12 protein-coding genes and 8 pseudogenes are annotated in these 21,546 nt (G+C 71.5%); 7 read left to right on the top strand and 13 right to left on the bottom strand.

From position 1 onward, the window contains the following. Positions 1-86 precede the first annotated feature (86 nt). Entirely contained in the window at positions 87-938 is an 852-nt protein-coding gene (locus tag V8690_RS30565; protein ID WP_338783332.1) for an SDR family NAD(P)-dependent oxidoreductase, read from the bottom strand. 396 nt (positions 939-1,334) lie between these two features. On the opposite strand from V8690_RS30565, the pseudogene V8690_RS30560 reads away from it, so the two are divergent. The 3 genes and pseudogenes from V8690_RS30560 to V8690_RS30550 all read left to right on the top strand — a co-directional run. Next, positions 1,335-2,133, top strand: a pseudogene (locus V8690_RS30560) (cobalamin-dependent protein); the annotation flags it as partial. Between the two features lie 569 nt (positions 2,134-2,702). Next, complete coding sequence (locus tag V8690_RS30555) at positions 2,703-3,302, top strand: YceI family protein (protein ID WP_338783331.1); 600 nt, start codon at positions 2,703-2,705, stop codon at positions 3,300-3,302. Positions 3,303-3,520: 218 nt separating this feature from the next. Further along, complete coding sequence (locus V8690_RS30550; protein ID WP_338783330.1) at positions 3,521-4,306, top strand: serine protease; 786 nt, start codon at positions 3,521-3,523, stop codon at positions 4,304-4,306. Positions 4,307-4,374: 68 nt separating this feature from the next. Here the strand turns inward: V8690_RS30550 and V8690_RS30545 are convergent, their stop codons facing one another. Next, positions 4,375-4,944, bottom strand: coding sequence for a YdeI/OmpD-associated family protein (locus V8690_RS30545; protein WP_338783329.1), 570 nt, complete (start codon positions 4,942-4,944; stop codon positions 4,375-4,377). Positions 4,945-4,983: 39 nt separating this feature from the next. Beyond that, positions 4,984-5,568 carry a helix-turn-helix domain-containing protein gene (locus V8690_RS30540; RefSeq protein ID WP_338783328.1) on the bottom strand — a complete coding sequence of 195 codons (585 nt, stop codon included), beginning with the start codon at positions 5,566-5,568 and terminating at the stop codon, positions 4,984-4,986. 73 nt (positions 5,569-5,641) lie between these two features. On the opposite strand from V8690_RS30540, the gene V8690_RS30535 reads away from it, so the two are divergent. Beyond that, on the top strand, positions 5,642-6,589 hold the full coding sequence (locus V8690_RS30535) for a DMT family transporter (protein ID WP_338785512.1): 948 nt from the start codon (positions 5,642-5,644) through the stop codon (positions 6,587-6,589). 157 nt (positions 6,590-6,746) lie between these two features. Further along, positions 6,747-7,918: pseudogene (locus V8690_RS30530) on the top strand (Cmx/CmrA family chloramphenicol efflux MFS transporter). Positions 7,919-8,145: 227 nt separating this feature from the next. Here V8690_RS30530 and V8690_RS30525 read toward each other — a convergent pair. The 4 genes and pseudogenes from V8690_RS30525 to V8690_RS30510 form a co-directional block, all read right to left on the bottom strand. After that, positions 8,146-9,497: pseudogene (locus V8690_RS30525) on the bottom strand (hypothetical protein). A gap of 164 nt (positions 9,498-9,661) precedes the next feature. After that, entirely contained in the window at positions 9,662-11,266 is a 1,605-nt protein-coding gene (gene cimA, locus V8690_RS30520; protein WP_338783327.1) for a citramalate synthase, read from the bottom strand. A gap of 286 nt (positions 11,267-11,552) precedes the next feature. Then, on the bottom strand, positions 11,553-12,812 hold the full coding sequence (locus V8690_RS30515) for a hypothetical protein (RefSeq protein ID WP_338783326.1): 1,260 nt from the start codon (positions 12,810-12,812) through the stop codon (positions 11,553-11,555). 127 nt (positions 12,813-12,939) lie between these two features. Beyond that, positions 12,940-13,074 (bottom strand): annotated as a pseudogene (locus tag V8690_RS30510) (transcriptional regulator); the annotation flags it as partial. On the opposite strand from V8690_RS30510, the pseudogene V8690_RS30505 reads away from it, so the two are divergent. Then, a pseudogene (locus V8690_RS30505) lies at positions 13,050-13,361 on the top strand (cytosine permease); the annotation flags it as partial. The pseudogenes V8690_RS30510 and V8690_RS30505 sit on opposite strands and share 25 nt — an antisense overlap. Positions 13,362-13,661: 300 nt before the next feature. On the opposite strand, the gene V8690_RS30500 reads toward V8690_RS30505, so the two are convergent. Together V8690_RS30500 and V8690_RS30495 are read right to left on the bottom strand one after the other, a co-directional pair. After that, positions 13,662-14,750 (bottom strand): branched-chain amino acid aminotransferase, encoded by a 1,089-nt coding sequence (locus V8690_RS30500; RefSeq protein ID WP_338783325.1) that lies wholly within the window; start codon positions 14,748-14,750, stop codon positions 13,662-13,664. Between the two features lie 239 nt (positions 14,751-14,989). Beyond that, positions 14,990-16,033, bottom strand: a complete 1,044-nt coding sequence (locus V8690_RS30495) for a 3-isopropylmalate dehydrogenase (RefSeq protein ID WP_338783324.1) — start codon at positions 16,031-16,033, stop codon at positions 14,990-14,992. Between the two features lie 154 nt (positions 16,034-16,187). On the opposite strand from V8690_RS30495, the pseudogene V8690_RS30490 reads away from it, so the two are divergent. Continuing rightward, positions 16,188-17,755 (top strand): annotated as a pseudogene (locus tag V8690_RS30490) (metallophosphoesterase family protein). Positions 17,756-17,807: 52 nt separating this feature from the next. Here V8690_RS30490 and V8690_RS30485 read toward each other — a convergent pair. From V8690_RS30485 to V8690_RS30470, 4 genes and pseudogenes are all read right to left on the bottom strand, one after another. After that, complete coding sequence (locus V8690_RS30485) at positions 17,808-17,939, bottom strand: hypothetical protein (RefSeq protein ID WP_010048656.1); 132 nt, start codon at positions 17,937-17,939, stop codon at positions 17,808-17,810. 249 nt (positions 17,940-18,188) lie between these two features. Beyond that, positions 18,189-18,723: pseudogene (locus V8690_RS30480) on the bottom strand (aminoglycoside 2'-N-acetyltransferase). A 74-nt stretch (positions 18,724-18,797) separates the two neighbouring features. Beyond that, positions 18,798-20,428: pseudogene (gene pruA, locus V8690_RS30475) on the bottom strand (L-glutamate gamma-semialdehyde dehydrogenase). 36 nt (positions 20,429-20,464) lie between these two features. Beyond that, positions 20,465-21,391: a proline dehydrogenase family protein gene (locus V8690_RS30470; RefSeq protein ID WP_338783323.1), complete on the bottom strand. Its 927-nt coding sequence runs from the start codon at positions 21,389-21,391 to the stop codon at positions 20,465-20,467. Between the last annotated feature and the right edge of the window lie 155 nt (positions 21,392-21,546).

The following is a 21,546-nucleotide window of genomic DNA, read 5'->3' as shown; positions in this document are numbered from 1 at the left end:
CCCTACCACCGGGAGGCGGTCACCTGAACGGAGGATCCGGCCGGAGTGACCGGAACGGCGGAACGCGCCCCGGGGACGAAGCCGGGTCAGCCGAAGCGGTACAGCAGCCGTCTGAACAGCCGCGGGGCCAGAGCGCGCAGGCGGAACGGGAGGGCCAGCCAGGCGGGGACGTAGACCTCGTCGCGGCCCTCGCGCACGGCGTCCCAGACGGCACCGGCGACACAGCCGGGCGAGACCTTCCGGGGGTGGGAGCGGTCGTAGGGCCTGCCGCGGCGGGCGAAGAAGGCCGTGTCGACGGGGCCGGCCACGACGAGGGTCACGCCCACTCCCGTGCCGCGCAGTTCCTGGCGCAGCGCCTCGGAGAAGGCGGCCAGGGCGGCCTGGGCGGCGGAGTACACCGCTTCCTCCCGTACGCCCACGCGGCCCGCGATCGAGCCGATCAGCACCACCCGGCCCCGCCCGGCCGCGATCATGGAGGGCAGCACCTCGCGCACGAGGTGGAGCGTGGCGTTGAGGTCCAGGGTCAGGACCCGGTCGATGTCGGTGTGCGGCATGGCGGCGAACGGGCCCGCCCAGCCGATGCCCGCCCCGGCGACCAGGACGTCGACCCGGCCGGTCGTGTACAGCGCGGACTGGGCCAGCAGGCGCGGACCGTCCGGGGCGGCGAGGTCGGCGGGCAGCACGACGGCCGAGGTGCCGGACGCCGTCTTCTCCAGGCGGTGCCGGTCGCGCCCGGTGAGGAGCAGCTGCCAGCCGTCCATGGCGAAGCGCCGTGCCGTGGCCGCCCCGATGCCCGAGGAGGCCCCGGCGACGAGGGCCACGCGCCGGTCCAGCCGCCGCGGCGGCCCGTGTTCGCGGACCGGAGAGGGGGCCGCGGGACGGCGTGGGGCGGCGCCCGCCGGTGGGTCGTAGGCCGAGCCGGAGCCGGTGAGTGTCATCGGTCGGTCTCCCTGCGCTGTGCGTCCGCCGTGGTCTCGGCTGTCTCAGTGCGGTTCCGGGGAATGGAACCCCGTCTGTTTCCATGCCGGTCCGTTGAAACGGAACCTCGTCTTCCAGGACACCGCCACCGCAGGGTCCCGCGCCAGTGGTGAGGCCGTTCCGGCGGGCCGGGCTCACCCGGTCCGGCGGGCGCCGTGCCGGGGCGGTCCGCGGGCCGGGCCGCCTCGCACGGGATGCGACAGGACCACCCCTGCGTGCCGCCCGGTGCCGCCAGGCGGCGGTATGGGCGGCACGCGGACCGGTCGCTCCGGGTTACGTAGGGGGCACCCGTGTCCGGTACGGCTGCCCGTGGCGAGGTGATCAGGCGTGTGCTGCTCGTCCATCCCAGCGCCCTGATGTACTCCGAGATCTTCCTGCGGCTCGAGCCCCTCGGCCTCGAAGGGGTGGCGGGCGCGGCCCGCGTGCCGGGCACGAGGTGCGGGTCGTAAACCTCCAGGTGCTGAGCCTCGGGACGCTGCGCGGCGAGGTGCGGTCCTTCCGGCCGGAGGCGCTCGGCATCTCGCTGAAATACCCGGCGAACATCCCGGAGGCCATCGACCTGGCCGCGGAGGTGAAGCGGGCGGTGCCGGGCTGCTTCGTGTTCCTGGGCGGGCACAGCGTCTCGTTCGTCGCCGAGGACGTGCTGGAGCAGGCCGAGGGGACGGTGGACGCGGTGGTGCGCGGCGAGGGCGAACCCGCGATCGGGCCGCTGCTGGAGGCGGTCCGCGACGGGGACGTGGCGGGCGTGCCCGGCATCGTCACGGCCGCCGGCCGGGTCCCGCGCCGCTGATGCTGCACGGCATCGACACGCCGCTGCCCGCGCGGGACCTGATGCGCGCCCGGCGCCGGTACTTCATCGGGGAACTGGACCCGTGCGCCTCCGTCGAGTTCACGCGCGGCTGTCCGTGGCACTGCTCGTTCTGCTCGGCGTGGACGTTCTACGGCCGCAGTTACCGCAAGGCGTCGCCCGAGGCGGCGGCCGAGGACCTGGCGAACATCCGGGAGCCGAACGTCTTCATCGTCGACGACGTGGCCTTCATCCGGCCCGAGCACGGGGACGCCATCGCCGCGGAGGTGGAACGGCGCGGCATCCGCAAGCGCTACTACCTGGAGACCCGCAGCGACGTCCTGCTGCGCCACCCCGAGGTCTTCGAAGCAGCGGGACGTCGGTGTGCACGGAGGCGAGCAGCCGGGGTGCCGGGGCGGATCTGCGGGCGAGGCGGACGGCGGTGGTGGCGTAGGCGAAGCAGTGGGTGAGGTGCCAGACGTCGTGGCGCGGCCGCAAGGCCGCGAGCCGGGGGTGGTACGGGGCGAGGTCGGTGACGTCCTCCGCGCCGTCGGCCGAGGTCAGGGCGGCCGTGCCGAGCACCGGGCGGAGCGTGACGAGGCGCACGCGCGGCGCGAGGACGTCGACCCGTTCGCGCTCGCCGAGGAAGTAGACGGTCAGGTCGAGGCCGGACCGGGTGCCGTCGGGCAGTGGTTCGGGGAGTCGGGCGGCGGCCTCCGCGAAACGCTCCCAGCACTTCACATGGCCGCCCGAGGTGGGGCTTCGCAGCAGCTCGGCCAGGACCGCGACCGAGGTCCTGATCACCGTGTACCACTCGCGCCGCCGACCCGATCGCGACACATCCGCCAAGAATGTTGAATGTTGAACCGGAATAGGTCTACGGTGGGTCGCGTTACATAGTTCAACGTTCAACATTCACTGCAGGAGGCGTACCCGCATGAGCATCTTCAGCCGCAAGGACACCGAGACCGCCACGATCGACGCCGCGCGCCCGGACCTGGCCGCCCTGACCGGCGACTACACGATCGACCCCGCGCACTCGACGCTCGGCTTCGTCGCCCGGCACGCCATGGTCACCAACGTCAAGGGCAGCTTCCAGGACTTCACCGGGACGCTCCACCTCGACGGCACCGACCCCTCGCGGTCCACGGCCTCCCTGGACGTCGTGATGGACAGCATCGAGACGGGCAACGCCGACCGCGACGGCCACCTCAAGAGCTCGGACTTCTTCAAGGCGGACGAGTTCCCGACCATGACGTTCCGCTCCACCGCGGCGGAGTCCCTCGGCGGCGACGAGTACCGCATCACCGGCGACCTGACGATCCTCGGCACGACCCGCCCCCTCACCATCGACCTCGAGTTCAACGGCGCCGCGAAGGACCCCTTCGGCAACGAGCGCGTCGGCTTCGAGGGCAAGGCGGAGATCCTGCGCTCCGAGTGGGGCCTGACCTGGAACGCCGCCCTCGAGACCGGCGGCGTCCTGGTCTCCGACAAGATCAAGCTCAACTTCGACGTCTCGGCGATCCGCAACGCGTGAACCGGCGGCACCGGCCCGGCGAGCCCCCGCCGGGCCGGCCTGGCCGGATCGCGCCCCTTGTGTGAGAACCGTCGGCATTCCCATAATCCAGCAGCAGAATTTTGACCAGTCCATGCCAGCACATGGACGTTCTTTTTCGCTGGTGCGCTGTCATGTACTCGTCAAATGATCCTTCGGTTGCACATCTCCCCGGTCAACCCCCCACGGAAGGCATCACGTTGAAGAGAATTCTCACGGCCCTCAAGAGATGCGCGGCCCTCGGGGCCGCCGCGCTCGCGATCGCCAGCCTTCAGCCCGTCTCCGCCGCGCAGGCCGCCCCGTCGCCCGTCGTCGGCGGGACGCGGGCCGCGCAGGGCGAGTTCCCGTTCATGGTCCGGCTCTCCATGGGCTGCGGCGGGGCGCTCTACACCCAGCAGATCGTGCTCACGGCCGCGCACTGCGTGGGCGGTTCCGGCAACAACACCAGCATCACGGCCACCGCGGGGGTCGTCGACCTCCAGTCCACCAGCGGCCGGGTCCAGGTCCGCTCCACCAAGGTGCTCCGCGCCCCCGGCTACAACGGCACCGGCAGGGACTGGGCGCTCATCAAGCTCGCCCAGCCCATCAACCTGCCGACCCTGAAGATCGCCACCACCGCGCAGTACAACACCGGTGACTTCACCGTCGCCGGCTGGGGCGCGAACCGTGAGGGCGGTTCCCAGCAGCGCTACCTGCTGAAGGCGACCGTGCCGTTCGTCAGCGACGCCGCCTGCAAGGCCTACGGCGGTTACTACAGCGGCCTCGTCGCGAACGAGGAGATCTGCGCCGGCTTCGACGCGGGCGGTGTCGACACCTGCCAGGGCGACTCCGGAGGCCCCATGTTCCGCAAGGACAACGCCGGCGCCTGGATCCAGGTCGGCATCGTCAGCTGGGGCGAGGGCTGCGCCCGGCCCGAGGCCCCCGGCGTCTACACGGAGGTCTCGACGTTCGCCTCCGCCATCGCCTCGGCGGCGTCGACACTCTGACCCCGCTCCCCAACGGCTTGTGGGCCCGGCGCCGTACGGTGCCGGGCCCTTCCCTCTCCCACGGGGCCCTATCGGGCCTTCCGGCCGGCCTCCAGCTTCGCGACCGCCGCCGCCGCCCGCGCCGCCCGGCTCCGCGGCGTCCGGGCGCGCAGCACGCCGAGCATCGCCAGGTACCGGTCGGTCCCCCCGAGCGTCTCGAAGGTCGCCGCGGCCCGCGGGCTCCGCTCCAGTGCCGCAGCGAGGTCCTCCGGGACCTCGGCCTCCTGCTGGGAGGCGTACGCCGCCTCCCAGCGGCCGTCCGCCCGCGCGGCCGCCACCTCCGCGAGCCCGCCCGGCCGCATCCGCCCGGCGGCGGTCAGCTCCTCGACCCGCCGGACGTTGACCATGGACCAGAGGCTGCCGTGGCGCCGCGGGGTGATCCTCTGGAGGTAGGACGACGCGTCGAGCCCCTTGCGCTGCCCGGTGATCCACCCGTGGCACAGCGCCACGTCGTTGACGTCGGCGGCGCTGACGGAGGGAATGCCCGAGCCCTTCTTGGCGACCTTGACCCAGATGCCGGGATGCGGCGCGGGGTGTGCGGCCAGCCGGGAGTCCAGGTCGGCGACGGTCGCGAAGGAGAGAGGGACTCCGGAGGCCATGACACCACCGTAGGGGCCGAGTAGGACAGGTCCAGTCCGCTATGCGAGCAGTGCGCGTGCCTGTTCGCGGGCGTGGGCGATGGGGTCCGGGAAGATGCCAAGGCCGTGCGCGACGAGCGCGCCCTCGTGCAGCAGCATCAGCGTCCGGGCCAGGGCGTCGGCCCCCTCCGGGGTGCTGTCCGAGGCGAGGCGGGTGAAGAGGGCGAGCATCCACTGCTTCTGCCCGGTGATGACCGGGTGGGCCGGGTGGGCGGGGTCGCTGATCTCCGCGTGGGCGTTGACCATGCTGCACCCCTTGGGACTCAGCTCCGCCGCCCACGCGCGCGAGGCGTCGAAGACCGCCAGGACCTGCTCGCCCGGCTCGGGCCCGGCCGCGTCGAGGCGTTCGGCGAGGAAGGCCCGCCAGCGCTCGTCGCGGTCCGCGAGGTACTCCACGACGATCTGCTCCTTGGAGCCGAACCGGTCGTAGAGGGTCTTCTTCGTCACCCCGGCCTCGGCGGCGATGAGGTCGACGCCGACGGCGTGGATGCCGCGCTCGTAGAAGAGCCGGGCGGCCGCTTCCAGGACGCGACGGGCGGCGGGCGTCATCGTGATCCGGCGCGGGGTGTCAGCGGTGGTACCCATGGCCCCCGAGTATACCGATCTGTATAGTGGGCCGGGAACAGGTATACCGATCTGTCTACTGGTTGTGATGTCCGTGAACATCCTGCTCTCCGTCGCCTTCGTCCTCTGCTGGAGCTCCGGGTTCATCGGGGCCAAGCTCGGTGCGGGCGACGCGTCCGCGATCACGGTCCTGATGTGGCGGTTCCTGCCGCTGGCCGTCGCCCTCGTCGCCGTCGCCGCCCTCACGCGCACGGCCTGGCGAGGTCTCACCGCCCAGGACGTGACCCGGCAGGCCGTCATCGGCGTGCTGTCGCAGAGCGGCTATCTGCTCAGCGTCTACTACGCCATCCAACTCGGCGTCTCCAGCGGCACCACGGCTCTGATCGACGGTGTCCAGCCCCTCGTCGCCGGGGCCCTCGCGGGACCGCTGCTGGGGCAGTACGTCTCGGGCCGGCAGTGGATCGGCCTGGGTCTGGGGCTGAGCGGCGTCGCCGTGGTCACCCTGGCCGACGCGGCGGCCGGGACCGGCGTGGCCTGGTGGGCGTACGCCGTCCCGCTGCTCGGGATGCTGTCCCTGGTCGCCGCCACGTTCCTGGAGAGCCGGTCCCGCTCGCGGGTCGCTCCGTCGGTGTCGCTGACCGTCCACTGCGCCACCAGCGCCGTCCTCTTCTCCGCGCTGGCCCTGAGCACCGGAGCCGCCGCGCCGCCCGCCGAGGGCGGGTTCTGGGTGGCCGTCGCCTGGCTCGTGGGTCTGTCCACGTTCGGCGGCTACGGGCTGTACTGGCTCATCCTGAAGCGCTCCGGGGTGACGAAGGTGAACACGCTGATGTTCCTCATGGCTCCGGTCACGGCCGTCTGGGGCGCGATCGCGTTCGGTGAGCCGTTCGGCGTGCAGACCGCTCTCGGCCTGGCCGTCTGCCTCGCGGCCGTGGTCGTCGTCCACCGCGGTGAGGGCCGGAAAGACCGGAAGGACACGGCTGTGACCGCCACGCGAGGCGAGCCGGAGGAAAACCGCTGGACCCGCGCCCCCGGGCCCGCCTAACGTCTCCCCCATGTCCAGCCCCGAGGCGTCCAGAGTGCGGCCACCGGCTCTCCGGTGGCCGCTCGTGATGCCGGGCCGCTGACGCCCGCTCGCTCCGCTGCCGGAAGCCGTCCGACCTGTCGTGTCCGACGTCGACTTCCGGGTGCGGAGTTTTTTCATGCCGTTCGCTCTTCTTCTGCTGGGCCTTGCCGTGTTCGCGCAGGGAACGTCCGAGTTCATGCTGTCCGGTCTCGTGCCGGACATCGCGCGGGATCTGGGGGTGTCCGTTCCCACGGCGGGGGCGCTGACCTCCGCCTTCGCGGTGGGGATGGTAGTGGGGGCGCCGCTGGTGGCGGGGCTCGCGCGGCGCTGGCCGCGGCGGGGTGCGCTGCTGGCGTTCCTCGTCGTGTTTCTCGCCGTCCATGTCGTCGGTGCGCTCACCGACAGTTTCGAGGTGCTGCTCGCCACGCGGGTCGTGGGGGCGCTCGCCAACGCCGGGTTCCTCGCCGTCGCCCTCGTGGCCGCCGTGAGCATGGTCCCGGCGGACGCGAAGGGCCGGGCCACGTCCATGCTGCTGGGCGGGGTGACGCTGGCGTGTGTGGCCGGGGTGCCCGCCGGGGCCGTGCTGGGCGGGCTGTGGGGCTGGCGTGCGGCGTTCTGGGCCGTGGCACTGGTGTCGCTGCCCGCGCTGGTGGCGGTGGCGAGGTCGGTGCCGGGCGGTGCGGCGGGGGGTGCGCCGCCCGCGCTGCGCGGTGAACTGCGGTCGCTGCGCAGCCCTCGGCTGGTCGTGACGCTGCTGCTGGGCGCCCTGGTGAACGGTGCGACGTTCTGCACCTTCACCTATCTCGCGCCGCTGGTCACCGAGGTGGCGGGGCTGGGCAGCGCCTGGGTGCCGGGGGTGCTCGCGCTGTTCGGGGCGGGGTCGTTCGCGGGGGTGACCGCCGCTGGGCGGATCGCCGACCGGCGCCCCGTGCCGGTCCTGGCCGGCGGAGGCGTCGCGGTGTGCCTGGGCTGGTGCCTCCTGGCACTCGGGGCCGGGCACCCGGTCCTGGCACTCGGGCTCGTCTTCGCCCAGGGGGCGCTGTGCTTCGGCGTCGGCTCCACACTGATCTCCCAGGTGCTGTACGCGGCCCCGGGCGCGCCCACGCTGGCAGGGGGTTTCGCCACGGCCGCGTTCAACGTCGGCGCCGCGCTGGGCCCTTGGCCGGCGGCATGGTGATCGGCGCGGGGTTCGGGTACCGGTCGCCGGTGTGGGTCAGCGCGGCGCTGGTCGCGCTGGCGGGCATGGTCGCCGGGGTCGTGTGGCGACAGCGGGAACGGGTCCCGGACCGGGACGTGGCCGGGCACTGACCCCCGGAACAGATGCCGGGGACCCAGGGCAGCAACCCGGGGCGACGCCTCCGCCACGGGCGCGCGTCCTGGACCGGGAAGCGGCCGGGCACTGACCCCCGGCACGGATGCAGGAGGGTAAGTGCCCGGCGCTGCTTCTCCGGCACCACGCCCTCGGTCTGTTCGCGGAGAGGGATGGGCTCGGACCCGTCGGTCGTGAGGCTCCGGGCGGGTCCGGGCGGCTCGGGTCAGAAGCCGCCTCCGAAGTCCCCTCCCCCACCGAAGTCGCCGCCGCCGAAGCCCCCATCGCCGAAGCCGCCTCCGAAGTCGCCGGTGTCGAAGTCCGCGCCGGAGACGTCGCCGCCCTCGTGGCCGCCGAAGTCGCCGTAGCCGGAGCCGTAGTCGGCCGCGTAGGCGGGGCCGGCCATCATGCTGCCGAGCATGGTCCCGATGAGGAGGCCGGGCAGGATGCCGCCGCCGAAGTAGCCGCCGGCCAGGGGCCGTACGCCGGGCCGGCCTCCCAGTACGGGCGGCGGCCGTACTCGGTGTCGACCTCGCGGATCACCGGGTCGCGGCCCTCGGCGAGCCGGTCCCGGTCGGCCGCGCAGACGGGGACGTCGCGCGTGGCGCCGCCCGGGGGCGTCCAGCTCGCGTCGGCGACCGAGGGGCCGTGGCGGGGGTCGAAGAAGCAGGGCGGGCGGCGCGCCGGCAGCGGGCGGCCCTCGCGGCGGGCATCGAGTCGCGCCATGGAGAACCGCCCGTCCTCCACGGCCTGGGTCACGGCCCGCACGTCTTCCGGTTTCGTCGCGGCCGCCATCAGGGACTTCGCCTGTTCGTAGGAGTCCAGGGCGTGCTCGTAGTCGGCACGCATCGCGTCGTCGGCGCCCGGTTCGCCGGGGTGGAAGTCGAGGCGGTCGAGTTCCTCGCCGAAGGCGGTGATGTCCTCGTCGACCACCACGCGCAGCTTCTCCAGCGCGGCCCACTGCTCCTCTTCGTGGCGGCGGCGGTTGCGGCGGGCCAGCGTGTAGGCGCCCACGCCTCCGGCCGCGATCAGTGCGCCGACCGTGACCAGGCCGCCGACCGGCACGTCGGTGCCCGAGCCGTCGCTCCAGCTGCTGGGCGCCGAGCCGCCCACGTTGCGCAGGGCGTCGTCGACGAAGTCGTTCAGCTGGGCCTTGGCGTCACCCGCGTCGCGCACGGCCGTGACCAGGTTGGACACCGCCTGGCCGCTCATCACCGAGCTGTCGGCACGGGCGTCGAACTCGTCGCCGAGGCGAATGCCGTACAGGCCGGTGACGCCGGTCTCGGTGCGGAGGTTCCGGAAGAGGTCCTGCGTGGGGAAGTCGGCCGGGAGGACCGCCACGAAGACGGGCTTGTCCGCGTCCTTGATCTTGTCGGCGAGCGCCTCGGCGTCCGACTCGGCCAGCTGGCCGGAGGCGGCCGGATCGACGTAGACCGGGTTCTCGCGCAGTTCCTCGGCGACCTTCGAGAGGTCCGTGGCCGCGTGCGCACCGGGCGCACCGACCATGAGCGCCGCCAGTACGGCGACGACCGGCACGATCAGCAGGCGTACGAGGGTACGCACCAGTGCGACCTTCATATGTTCGAAGCTACCCGAATCGGCAAAAAATCGACACAGAAAGGGATATCGGTCGAGGCACGGATTTCGGGGCGCTGCGCACGGACGACGCGGACCGGCGCGGACGGCACGGACCGAACGGTCGGCTGACGGCGACGGCGCGGAAGGCGCCGTCGCCGCCCGTCCTACTCGGCCGGGGTCACTCCCGCCCGCAGCAGCCCGTACGTGTACGCGTCCTCCAGGGCCTGCCAGCTCGCGGCGATGACGTTGTCGGCCACACCCACCGTCGACCACTCGCCCGCGCCGTCGGACGTGGAGATCAGCACGCGGGTCGTCGAGTTGGTGCCGTGCTTGCCCTCCAGGATGCGGACCTTGTAGTCCACCAGCTCCAGCTGGGCGAGCTGCGGGTAGATCTTCTCCAGGCCCACGCGCAGCGCCCGGTCCAGCGCGTTGACCGGGCCGTTGCCCTCGGCCGTGGCGACGATGCGCTCGCCCTTGGCCCAGAGCTTGACCGTGGCCTCGTTGGCGTGGGAGCCGTCGGGCCGGTCCTCGACGATGGCGCGCCAGGACTCGACCTCGAAGTAGCGCAGCGGCTTGCCCTGGACCTCGGTGCGCAGGAGGATCTCGAAGCTCGCGTCCGCCGCCTCGTACGTGTAGCCCCTGAGTTCGCGCTCCTTCACCCGCTCGACCACCCGGCCGACCAGTTCGCGGTCGCCGCCGAGGTCGATGCCGAGTTCCTTGCCCTTGAGCTCGATGGAGGCGCGGCCGGCCATGTCGGAGACCAGCATCCGCATGGTGTTGCCGACCTGCTCGGGGTCGATGTGCTGGTACAGGTCCGGGTCGACCTTGATGGCCGAGGCGTGCAGGCCGGCCTTGTGCGCGAAGGCCGAGAGGCCGACGTAGGGCTGGTGCGTGGACGGCGTGAGGTTGACGACCTCGGCGATCGCGTGCGAGATGCGGGTCATCTCGCGCAGGTGACCCTCGGGCAGGACCCGCTTGCCGTACTTGAGCTCCAGGGCCGCCACGACCGGGAACAGGTTGGCGTTGCCGACGCGTTCGCCGTAGCCGTTGGCCGTGCACTGGACGTGCGTCGCGCCCGCGTCGACGGCGGCCAGCGTGTTCGCCACCGCGCAGCCCGTGTCGTCCTGGGCGTGGATGCCGAGCCGGGCGCCGGTGTCGGCCAGGACCGTGGCGACGACCGCCTGGATCTGCGCCGGGAGCATGCCGCCGTTGGTGTCGCAGAGGACCACCACGTCCGCTCCGGCCGCCGAGGCCGTACGGACGACCGACTTCGCGTACTCGGGGTTCGCTCGGTAGCCGTCGAAGAAGTGCTCGCAGTCGACGAAGACCCGGCGGCCCTGTTCCTTCAGGAACGACACCGTGTCGCGGACCATCGCCAGGTTCTCGTCCAGGGTCGTGCGCAGGGCGAGCTCGACATGGCGGTCGTGCGACTTGGCGACCAGCGTGATCACCTGCGCGCCGGATTCCAGGAGCGCCCTGACCTGCGGGTCCTCCGCGGCGGTGGTGCCGGCCCGGCGGGTGGAGCCGAACGCGACCAGCTGGGCGTGCTGGAAGTCGATCTCCTTCTGGGCGCGGGCGAAGAACTCGGTGTCCCGGGGGTTCGCGCCCGGCCAGCCGCCCTCGATGAAGCCCACGCCGAAGTCGTCCAGGTGCCGCGCGATGGCCAGCTTGTCGGCGACGGTGAGGTTGATGCCCTCCCGCTGTGCTCCGTCGCGCAGGGTGGTGTCGAAGACGTGGAAGGAATCGTCGAGCTCGCTGGGTGCGGTCATGGTGTCAAGGCTCCTGAGGATGGGATCTCGGTCGTACCGGAATGACCGGCTCCACCGCCCTCACATACTCCCTCGCGCTCTCGCCTCCGGCTGTGGGTGGGCCAGAAATGCGAAAAACCTCTCGCGGGTGCGAGAGGTCTGCGCGCGGGTCGAGGACGACGGTGTCCGCCCGTACCTGGTCGTACGTGGCGGTCACTGCGGACCGGCGCGCCTGCTGCCAATAATCATGGCGAACGAGAGCACGGGGGCAGTCTGGCACAACCCCCGTGCCTGGCTCACGGTTGTCTCAGGATGCGGTCGGTCGCTTCATGTGACGGACGTAGACGTGCGAGGTGTCGTACGTGTCGCCGGGGACGAGGTCGGGTGAGGAGCTGCCGAAGGCGACCGTACGGCCGTGCCGGTCGATCACCGGGGCGGACACGCTCTGGTCGTTCGGGCCGCCCTCGGCGTCCGGGCTGGCCAGTACCGTCCGCCCGGTGCGCAGGTCGCGGACGTACGCGCGTGTCGTACGGTCCGTGTCGCCCGGGTCGGCCGAGACGAAGGCGAGGTACCGGCTGTCGGCGCTGAGTTGCGGGTGGGCGGTGAAGGCGGCCGGGTCGGCGGCGTCGATCCGGCGCAGCTCGCCCGTCTTGAGGTCGCGGACGAAGACGTTGTGCCCCTTGTTGGTGTCGCCGGGGGTGAGCTGCGAGTCGAGCGAGCCGAAGACGGCGTACCGCCCGTCGGCGCTGACCTGCGGGGACTCCGTCTGCCCGTCGGACTTCAGACGGTCCGGCGCGCGGTCGGCGTGGAACAGCTCGCCGCTCGGCACGTCACGGACGTAGGCGTCGCTCCAGTCGCCCGAGGCGGGGTGCGGGACGAAGAACCGGTAGCCGACGCGCTTGCCGTCGGCACTGATGGAGGGGTGGGCGGCGGCGGTCTTCCGGTCGCCGGCGGCGGGGATCTGGCTGATGCGGACGGCCTGGCCGCTGGTGCGGTCGACGCGGTAGACCCGGCCCCAGCGATCCTCGCCCTCCGCGAGCCCGGACTGCTGGGCGACGAAGGCGACGTAGCGGCCGTCGGCGCTGATGGCGGGCTGCCGGCCGGCGTCGTAGCCCGTGTCGACGGTGTCCTCGATGCGCTGGAGGGCGCCGGACTTCAGGTCCTTGACCCAGATGTGGCTGCGGCCGTCGCCGTCGGTGGCGCCGAAGGCCAGGTACCGGCCGTTGCCGCTGAGGGCGACGTCGTCGACCGAGCCGCCGTCCGCCGCGGTACTGGCCAGCCGGGTCGTGCCGGTCTTCAGGTCGCGCACGAAGGCGTCGGCGGCGCCGTCCGTGTCACCGGCGACGAGGTTGTCGGCGCTGGAGACGAAGGCCAGACGGCGGCCGTCGGCGCTCAGGCTCGGCCCTCCGGAGGCGGCGTTGCCGTCGGTGCCGTCCGGGGCGATGCTCGCCTTCTCGGTCCGCGGAACCGCCTCGGCGGCGGTCGCGGGCAGTGCGGCGACGCCGCCGAGCGTGACGGCCAGGGCCGCGCCGAGCGCGACGGACGTGGCCCTCCTGGTACTGGTCATGTGCTGTTCCCCCTGTGTTCCCCGTTGACGCTTCTCCCCCGGCCCCGCGCCGAGGGCTGCCCCAGAGCCAACAGCACCACGGACCACAGGGTCAATCCGTCGTTTTGAGTACAACCCGGGCGTGCGTTCAGGCGTCCGCGAGGAGGCTGTCGGAGATGAACTCGTGCACGTGCCGGAGGACTTGGGCCCGGCCGGTGCCGCGCAGGCCGATCGCCACATGGATGGCGAGACCAGCCCATGCCGATCGAACAGCGCGGAGTCGACACCATCCCCGAGGAGGAGCGCACCAGCGGGCGGCGGGACCTCGAGTCGATCCTGCTCGGCTCCAACCTCTGCCTGGGCGTGATCGCCTTCGGCCTGCTGCCGCCGTCCTTCGGCCTGGACTGGTGGTCGTCGGTCAGCGCGGTGCTCGCGGGCACGGTCGCGGGCGTGGCGCTCACGGCTCCCCTCGCCCTGGTCTCCTTGCGCACCGGCACCAACGTGTCGACCTCCTCCGGCGCCCAGTTCTGGGTCCGCAGGCGGCTGGTCGGCTCGGTGGTCGGACTGCTACGCGGACGCCCACCCAGGTCTTCAACCGCCGCGCCCGAGGCGGCGTCCACTGGTACCGCGCCGGCTGGAACATCCCGGCGACCCTCTCCTGGGCGGGGCACTCGTCGGCGTCCTCGCGGTGTCCCTGCCGTCGTACGAGGGCCCGCTGCCGGCGCTGACCGGCGGGCCGGATTGCAGCTTCCTGCTGTCGGGGCTGGTCGGCGGGGTGTATGCGCTGTCGGCCCCGGGCGCCGTGGCTACGGAGCCCGGTGGGCATAGGTCCGGGGGTCCGGGCGCGGAACCCCCGGGCCAGGGGCGGGGTCAGCCCAGCTGGTGCATCCAGCCGTGCTTGTCCTCCGCCGTACCACGCTGGATGTCGAGCAGGGCCTGACGGAGCCGGAGCGTGACCTCGCCCGGCTCACCCCCGCTCTGCTGCCACTCCGCCCCGGCCCGCTTCACCGTCCCGACCGGCGTGATCACCGCGGCCGTACCGCAGGCGAACACCTCCGTGAGCGACCCGTTCTCCGAGTCCCGCTGCCACTGGTCGACCGAGACCCGGCCCTCCTCGGCCTCGTAGCCGAGGTCACGGGCGACGGTGAGCAGCGAGTCGCGGGTGACGCCTTCCAGGATCGAGCCGGTGAGGGACGGCGTGACGATCTTGTTTCCGTACACGAAGTACAGGTTCATGCCGCCGAGCTCCTCGACCCACTCGTGCTCGACCGCGTCGAGGTAGCAGACCTGGTCACAGCCCTTGGTCGCGGCCTCCGCCTGCGCCAGCAGGGACGCCGCGTAGTTGCCGCCGGTCTTGGCGTCGCCCATGCCGCCTGGGACGGCGCGGACGCGGTCCTCGGAGACCCAGATGGAGACCGGCTTGACGCCGCCGGGGAAGTACGCGCCGGCCGGGGAGGCGATGACCAGGAACAGGTACTCGTTGGCCGGCTTCACACCCAGCCCGACCTCGGTCGCGATCATGAACGGGCGCAGGTAGAGGGACTCCTCCCCGCCGTGTGCCGGCACCCACGCCTTGTCCTGCCTCACCAGGGCGTCGCACGCCTCGATGAACGTCTCGACCGGCAGCTCGGGCATCGCCAGCCGGCGCGCGGAGCTCTGGAAACGCTCGGCATTCTTCTCCGGGCGGAACGTGGCGACCGAGCCGTCGGGGCGCCGGTAGGCCTTCAGCCCCTCGAAGATCTCCTGCGCGTAGTGCAGGACCGTGGTGGCCGGGTCGAGGGAGATCGGCGCGTACGGCACGAGCTGACCGTCGTGCCAGCCACGTCCCTCCGTCCACTTGATCGTCACCATGTGGTCGGTGAAGTGGCGGCCGAACCCGGGGTTGGCCAGGATCGCCTCCCGTTCTGCGGCGGAGAGCGGGTTGGCGGACGGCTTGAGCTCGATCGTGGGCGTCGTCATGGGTTGAAGTCCTTCACCGGTTGTAGTGACGGGCCGCGCTCGGTACTGCGCTGATGGTGACCAGTGCCAGGACGTCCGAGCATTCCCTCGTTCCGCGGCCTCGTTCGATTATCGCCCGGGGGCGACGGCGGAAGGAACGGCGTGGAATGCGGCCCGGTGGTCGATGGTGACACCCGGCGGGGACATGCGGAAGCCGCCGGGCGGATGCGACCCGGCGGCTTGGGATGAGCAGCGGCGGGTCAGCCGGCTACGCGTCCGGCGAGCGCGTCGCCGATCTCCGAGGTGGAGCGGGCGGGCTCGCCGGTGCGCTCCGACAGGTCGGCGGAGACCGCCTCGTCGATACGGGCGGCCTCGGCCTCGTAGCCGAGGTGACGCAGGAGCAGGGCGACGGACAGCACCGTGGCGGTCGGGTCGGCCTTGCCCTGGCCGGCGATGTCCGGGGCCGAGCCGTGCACGGGCTCGAACATCGAGGGGAACTCTCCGGACGGGTTGATGTTGCCGGAGGCCGCCACACCGATGCCGCCGGAGACGGCCGCGGCGAGGTCGGTGATGATGTCGCCGAAGAGGTTGTCGGTGACGATCACGTCGAAGCGCTCGGGCTGGGTGACCAGGTAGATCGTGGCCGCGTCGACGTGCATGTACTCGGTGGTGACCTCGGGGAACTCCTCGGCCACCTTGTTGAAGATGTTGGTCCACAGGTGACCCGCGAAGGTCAGCACGTTGTTCTTGTGGATCAGCGCCAGCTTCTTGCGCGGGCGGGCCTGGGCACGCGCGAAGGCGTCGCGGACCACGCGCTCGACACCGAAGGCCGTGTTCACGGAGACCTCGGTGGCGACCTCGTGCTCGGTGCCCTTGCGGATGGTGCCGCCGTTGCCGGTGTACGGGCCCTCGGTGCCCTCGCGGACCACGACGAAGTCGATCTGCGGCTCGCCGGCCAGCGGGGTGGCGACACCCGGCAGCAGCTTCGAGGGACGCAGGTTGACGTGGTGGTCGAAGGCGAAGCGGAGCTTGAGCAGGAAGCCGCGCTCCAGGACGCCGGACGGCACGCTCGGGTCGCCGATCGCGCCGAGCAGGATGGCGTCGTGCTTCTTCAGGGCGTCGAGGTCGGCGTCGGTGAGGGTCTCACCGGTGGCGTGGTAACGCTGGGCGCCGAAGTCGTACTCCTTGGTCTCCAGCTTCACATCCTGCGGAAGGACGGCGGAGAGGACCTTCAGGCCTTCGGCCACGACTTCCTGGCCGATGCCGTCACCGGGAATCACTGCGAGATTGATGCTGCGAGACATGCGGGCACCCTACTCCTCGTCCCATGGGATGACACAGGGTGTCCGTGATGCGGACAGTCATACGGCGCCCGCCCGGGGGACCGCACTCGGCCGACGGTCTCCGTTCACCCGTACGTGGGGCGGATGTTGGCGTTCGCTGGGAAGTTGACCCGACATGGAGATCCCCCACTTCGGCATCCCGCCCGAGCTCGCGCGCCGGATGAGCATGGCGGAACAGCACGAGTACCTGCGCACACGGCTGTCGCGGCGCCGCACGCTGGTGACGGCGGGCGCGGTGGCCGGCGGCCTGCTGACCGGTTGTTCCGGCTCAGGGCCGGGAAGCGGTACGGCGACCGGGAGCCCGTCGCCGAGCACGTCGAAGGCGCCGGGCTCCTTCATCACCCCCTTCGGCCGCCATCTCGCCTTCGGCGCCGATCCCAAGACACAGATGCGGATCTCCTGGCAGGTGCCGCTGGCGGTGAAGGAGCCGTACGTCCGGGTGGGCCTGCGCCCCGACGACCTCGGCCGCAAGGTCGAGGCGGAGCTGCGCGACCTGCACACCCCGGAGCTGAAGGGCGTACGGGCGGCGGTCGAGCAGTACTACCTGCACGCGGCGCTGGACGGCCTGCGCCCGGACACGACGTACTACTACGGCGTCGGTCACGAGGGCTTCGACCCGGCGTCCCCGCGGCACCGGCCGACCGTCACGTCCTTCCGCACGGCACCCGCGAGCCCCCCGAGCGGTTCGTGTTCACCGCGTTCGGCGACCAGGGCGTCGGCGAGGAGGCGGCCCTCAACGACCGTCTGCTGCTGCGCCGAAGCCCGGCCTTCCACCTCCACGCCGGCGACATCTGCTACGCCGACCCGACCGGCAAGGGCAAGGAGTCGGACGTCTTCGATGCCGGGCAGTGGGACCGGTTCCTGAAGCAGACCGAGCCGGTGGCCAGGTCGGTGCCGTGGATGGTGACGACCGGCAACCACGACATGGAGGCCTGGTACTCGCCGGACGGCTACGGCGGCCAACTCGCCCGTTTCTCCATGCCGGACAGCGGCTTCGACGCGCGCACGGCACCGGGGGCGTACGCCTTCACGTACGGCAACGTCGGGGTGGTCGCGCTGGATGCGAACGACGTGTCGTACGAAATCCCCGCCAACTTCGGCTACACGGAGGGGCGGCAGACGAAGTGGCTCGACGGGAAGCTCGGCGAACTGCGGGCCGACGCTTCCGTCGACTTCATCGTCGTCTTCTTCCACCACTGCGCGTACTCGACGTCCACGCACGCCTCCGACGGAGGGGTGCGCGCCGAGTGGCTGCCGCTGTTCGCCGAGCACCAGGTGGACCTGGTGATCAACGGGCACAACCACGTCTACGAGCGCACCGACGCCATCAGGAACGGCGAGGTGGGCAGGCCGGTGCCGGTCGGCGGGACGACGGATCCACGGCGGGACGGGATCGTGTACGTCACGGCGGGCGGCGGCGGCAAGGAGCTGTACGGCTTCCCCGACGGCGTGAAGGAGAGCTACGAGGGGAACACCGCCGACCACGAGCCGGTCGGCACGTTCCGGTGGACGAAGTCCCGGGACACCAAGGCGGAGTCGGTGCAGTGGTCGCGGGTGCGCTACCGGGGGTTCTCGTTCCTCTCGGTGGAGGCCGTGAGCGGCGCCGCGCCGAGGCTGAAGGTGTCGGCGCTGGCGTCGAGCGGTGAGCGGATCGACCATTTCGAGGTGCGGCGCGGGGCGTGAGCCCCGCACCGCGCCTCGTCGGGTGCGGCTCCCGGATCAGGGGTGTTACGGCTCAGTGACCGGTGGATCCGCCGTTGTCCCTGCGGTCGAGGGCGCGCTGGAGCGCTGCGGCGGCGTTCTTGCGGTCGGACTCGCTCGTACGGGAGACGTGACGGACTCGGCGGCGGACGGTCGTCTCGGCCATGGGAAATCGGCTCCTTCGACAGCACGGAGTGCAACAGGGAGGGTTACGAGACGCCGGAAGGGGCGGGGAGCGACGGCCGCAGGGGTTGCCTGCACGGGCCCGGCTCACGACCGCCATTCGCTTGGTCGAGCGAGACGTTCGGCTGCTACAAAACTAAGGGAGGCCGGAGCATCTGTCTCCACAATTACTCGGACTTCCTACTATCTGAGACGGTGGACTACGTCACACCACGCTGACCTGCGGTGATTCCTAGAGCACGTCTCCGTCGCGCCAGTCGAAGAGGAGTTCGCGCGCGGGGTCGAGCGGGTCGGCGGGGGCGGGCCGGACGTAGGTGCTGTCCTCTTCCTCGGGCAGGCGGACGACACCGTCCTGCGGGCTGAGGGCGTGCGCCTGGCCGCGCCACAGCCGCCGGCCGCGGGAGGTGTAGAACCGGGCGCCGTCGTCACCGGCGCAGAGGGTGCCGAAGTCGTAGGCATGGGTCGACGACGCGTTCCAGCTCCGCCATCGCCTGCCCGCCGAGGCCGGTGCGACGGGCGTCGGCGTGTAAGGCGACGTACCCGGCGGACAGCCACCGGCCGCGGTGCCGCGCCCGGCGCATCACGACAGCCCCGTGCGCGGCGAGCCCGGAGCCGTCGTGCACGAGGGCGCGCATGCCTCCGAGGCCGCGGTCCCAGTCCTCGTCACTGAAGTCGCCGTCGAAGGCGGCGTCCGGCAGGGCCCGTACGGCGACGAGTTCGGCGGGGGTGAGGTCGGCCGTGTGGGCGGTGCGCGCTCAGGTTGTCATCGGCCAGGTCTTCCCGGCGGACATGCCGACGGGCCAGGTCATTTCCTGACCCGGCCCGTCGGTGCCGCGGGGGCTCAGCCCATGTGCGGGTAGGTGTAGTCGGTCGGCGGGACCAGCGTCTCCTTGATGGCGCGGGTCAGGGTCCAGCGCATCAGGTTCTGCGGGGCACCGGCCTTGTCGTTGGTGCCGGAGGCACGGCCGCCGCCGAAGGGCTGCTGGCCGACGACGGCGCCGGTCGACTTGTCGTTGATGTAGAAGTTGCCGGCCGCGTAGCGGAGCTTGTCCGCCGTGTAGGCCGCCGCCGCGCGGTCGTTCGCGATGACCGAGCCGGTCAGGGCGTAGTCGGAGACGGACTCCATCTGCGTGAGCATCTCGTCGTAACGGTCGTCCTCGTAGACGTGCACGGCGATGATCGGGCCGAAGTACTCGGTGCGGAAGACCTCGTTCTCCGGGTCGGTGCACTCGATGACGGTCGGGCGGACGAACCAGCCCTCGGAGTCGTCGTAGGCGCCGCCCGCGACGATCGTGCAGGTGGGGTCCTCCTTGGCGCGGTCGATGGCGGCCTTGTTCTTGGCGAAGGCACGCTCGTCGATGACGGCGCCGATGAAGTTCGACAGGTCGGTGACGTCGCCCATCTTGATGCCGTCGACCTCGGCGGCCCACTCCTCCTTGAAGCCGGAGTTCCAGAGGGAGGCGGGGATGTACGCCCGGGACGTGGCGCTGCACTTCTGGCCCTGGTACTCGAAGGCACCCCGGGTCAAGGCCGTCTTCAGGATGGCCGGGTCCGCCGACGGGTGGGCGACGAGGAAGTCCTTGCCGCCGGTCTCGCCGACCAGACGCGGGTAGGTGCGGTACTTCTCGATGTTGTTGCCGACCGTCTTCCACAGGTACTGGAAGGTCTTGGTCGAGCCGGTGAAGTGGATGCCGGCCAGATCGCGGTGCTCCAGGGCGACCTTGGACACCTCGATGCCGTCACCGGTGAGGAGGTTGATGACGCCCTTGGGCAGGCCCGCCTCCTCCAGCAGCTGCATGAGCAGCACGGCGGCGTGGGTCTGCGTCGGGGACGGCTTCCAGACGACGACGTTGCCCATCAGGGCCGGGGCGGTCGGCAGGTTGCCCGCGATGGCGGTGAAGTTGAAGGGCGTGACCGCGTAGACGAAGCCCTCCAGCGGGCGGTGGTCCAGACGGTTCCACACCCCGGGGAGTTGGCCGGGGGCTGCTCGGCCAGGAGCTTGCGGGCGTAGGAGACGTTGAACCGCCAGAAGTCGATCAGCTCGCAGGGCGTGTCGATCTCGGCCTGCTGGGCGGTCTTGGACTGGCCGAGCATGGTGGAGGCGGCGAGCGTCTCGCGCCAGGGGCCGGACAGCAGCTCGGCGGCGCGCAGGATGATCGCCGCGCGGTCGTCGAAGGACATCGCACGCCAGGCGGGCGCGGCGGCCAGGGCCGCGTCGATGGCGTCCTGGGCGTCCGCTTGCGTGGCGTTGCGGTACGTGCCGAGCACGGCCTGGTGGTTGTGCGGCTGGACGACCTTGAAGGCCTCACCGCCGCCCATCCGCTTCTCGCCGCCGATGGTGCAGGGCAGGTCGACGGGGTTGTCGGCCAGCTCCTTCAGCCTGGCCTCCAGCCGGGCGCGCTCGGGCGAGCCGGGGGCGTAGCCGTGCACCGGCTCGTTGACGGGGGTGGGGACCTGGGTCACAGCGTCCATGTTTTCCGTAACTCCTTACTGAGCGGTGTTTCGGTCTCAGCCCTTGGTGATCATGCTGCGCACGAAGAAGCGCAGGTTGGCCGGCTTCTCCGCGAGTCGGCGCATGAAGTAGCCGTACCAGTCGGTGCCGTAGGCCGTGTACACGCGCATCCGGTGGCCTTCGGCGGCCAGTCGCAGGTGCTCCTCGGTGCGGATGCCGTAGAGCATCTGGAACTCGTACTCGTCGAGCTTTCGCCCGGCCTGGTGGGCGAGTTCCTGGCCGATGGCGATCAGGCGCGGGTCGTGGGACCCGATCATCGGGTACCCCTCCCCCTCCATCAACGCCCTAAGGATCCGAACGTATGCCCGATCGATCTCGTGTTTGTCCAGATACGCGACCGAGCCCGGCTCCTTGTACGCACCCTTGACCAGGCGCACCCGGCTGCCGTTCGCGGCGAGGCGGCGGGCGTCGGCCTCGGTGCGGAACAGGTACGCCTGGATGACGCAGCCGGTCTGCGGGAAGTCCTTCCGCAGCTCCTCGTGGATGGCGAACATCGAGTCGAGGGTGGTGTGGTCCTCGGCGTCCAGGGTGACCGTGGTGCCGATCTCGGCGGCGGCCTCGACGACCGGGCGGATGTTGGCGAGGGCCAGTTCGTGGCCGCCGTCCAGCGCCTGCCCGAACATCGACAGCTTCACCGACATCTCGGCGCGGGTGCCGAGCTCCAGCGGCTTCAGGCGGTCGATCAGCTCCAGGTAGGCGTCCCGCGCGGCGGCGGCCTGGGCGGGGTTGGTGATGTCCTCACCGACGACGTCCATCGTCAGCTCCAGGCCCCGCTCGGTGAGCTCCCGGATGACCGGAACGACGTCGTCGACGTCTTCGCCCGCGATGAACCGGTCGACGACCTGTTTGGTCACCGGGGCCGCCGAAACCAGGCGTCGCATCCGGTCGCTGCGCGACGCGGCGAGAATCACGGGACCCAGCACGGGGCACCTCCAGAGCACAACCAACGGATGGCCGGACCCCGGGCGGATGACGCTTCGGGTACGGCGCGGAGAACCACCGTGAAACCTAAGGATCCCTCCGATCGTCGGCCATCGACAGCTGTCACGCATCCGTGCCGCAGATCTCAGACAGATGT

It is taken from the genome of Streptomyces sp. DG1A-41 (assembly GCF_037055355.1).
GTDB lineage: Bacteria > Actinomycetota > Actinomycetes > Streptomycetales > Streptomycetaceae > Streptomyces.
Note: the sequence above shows the minus strand (reverse complement) of the source record. Positions and strands in the feature narration are given on the sequence as shown.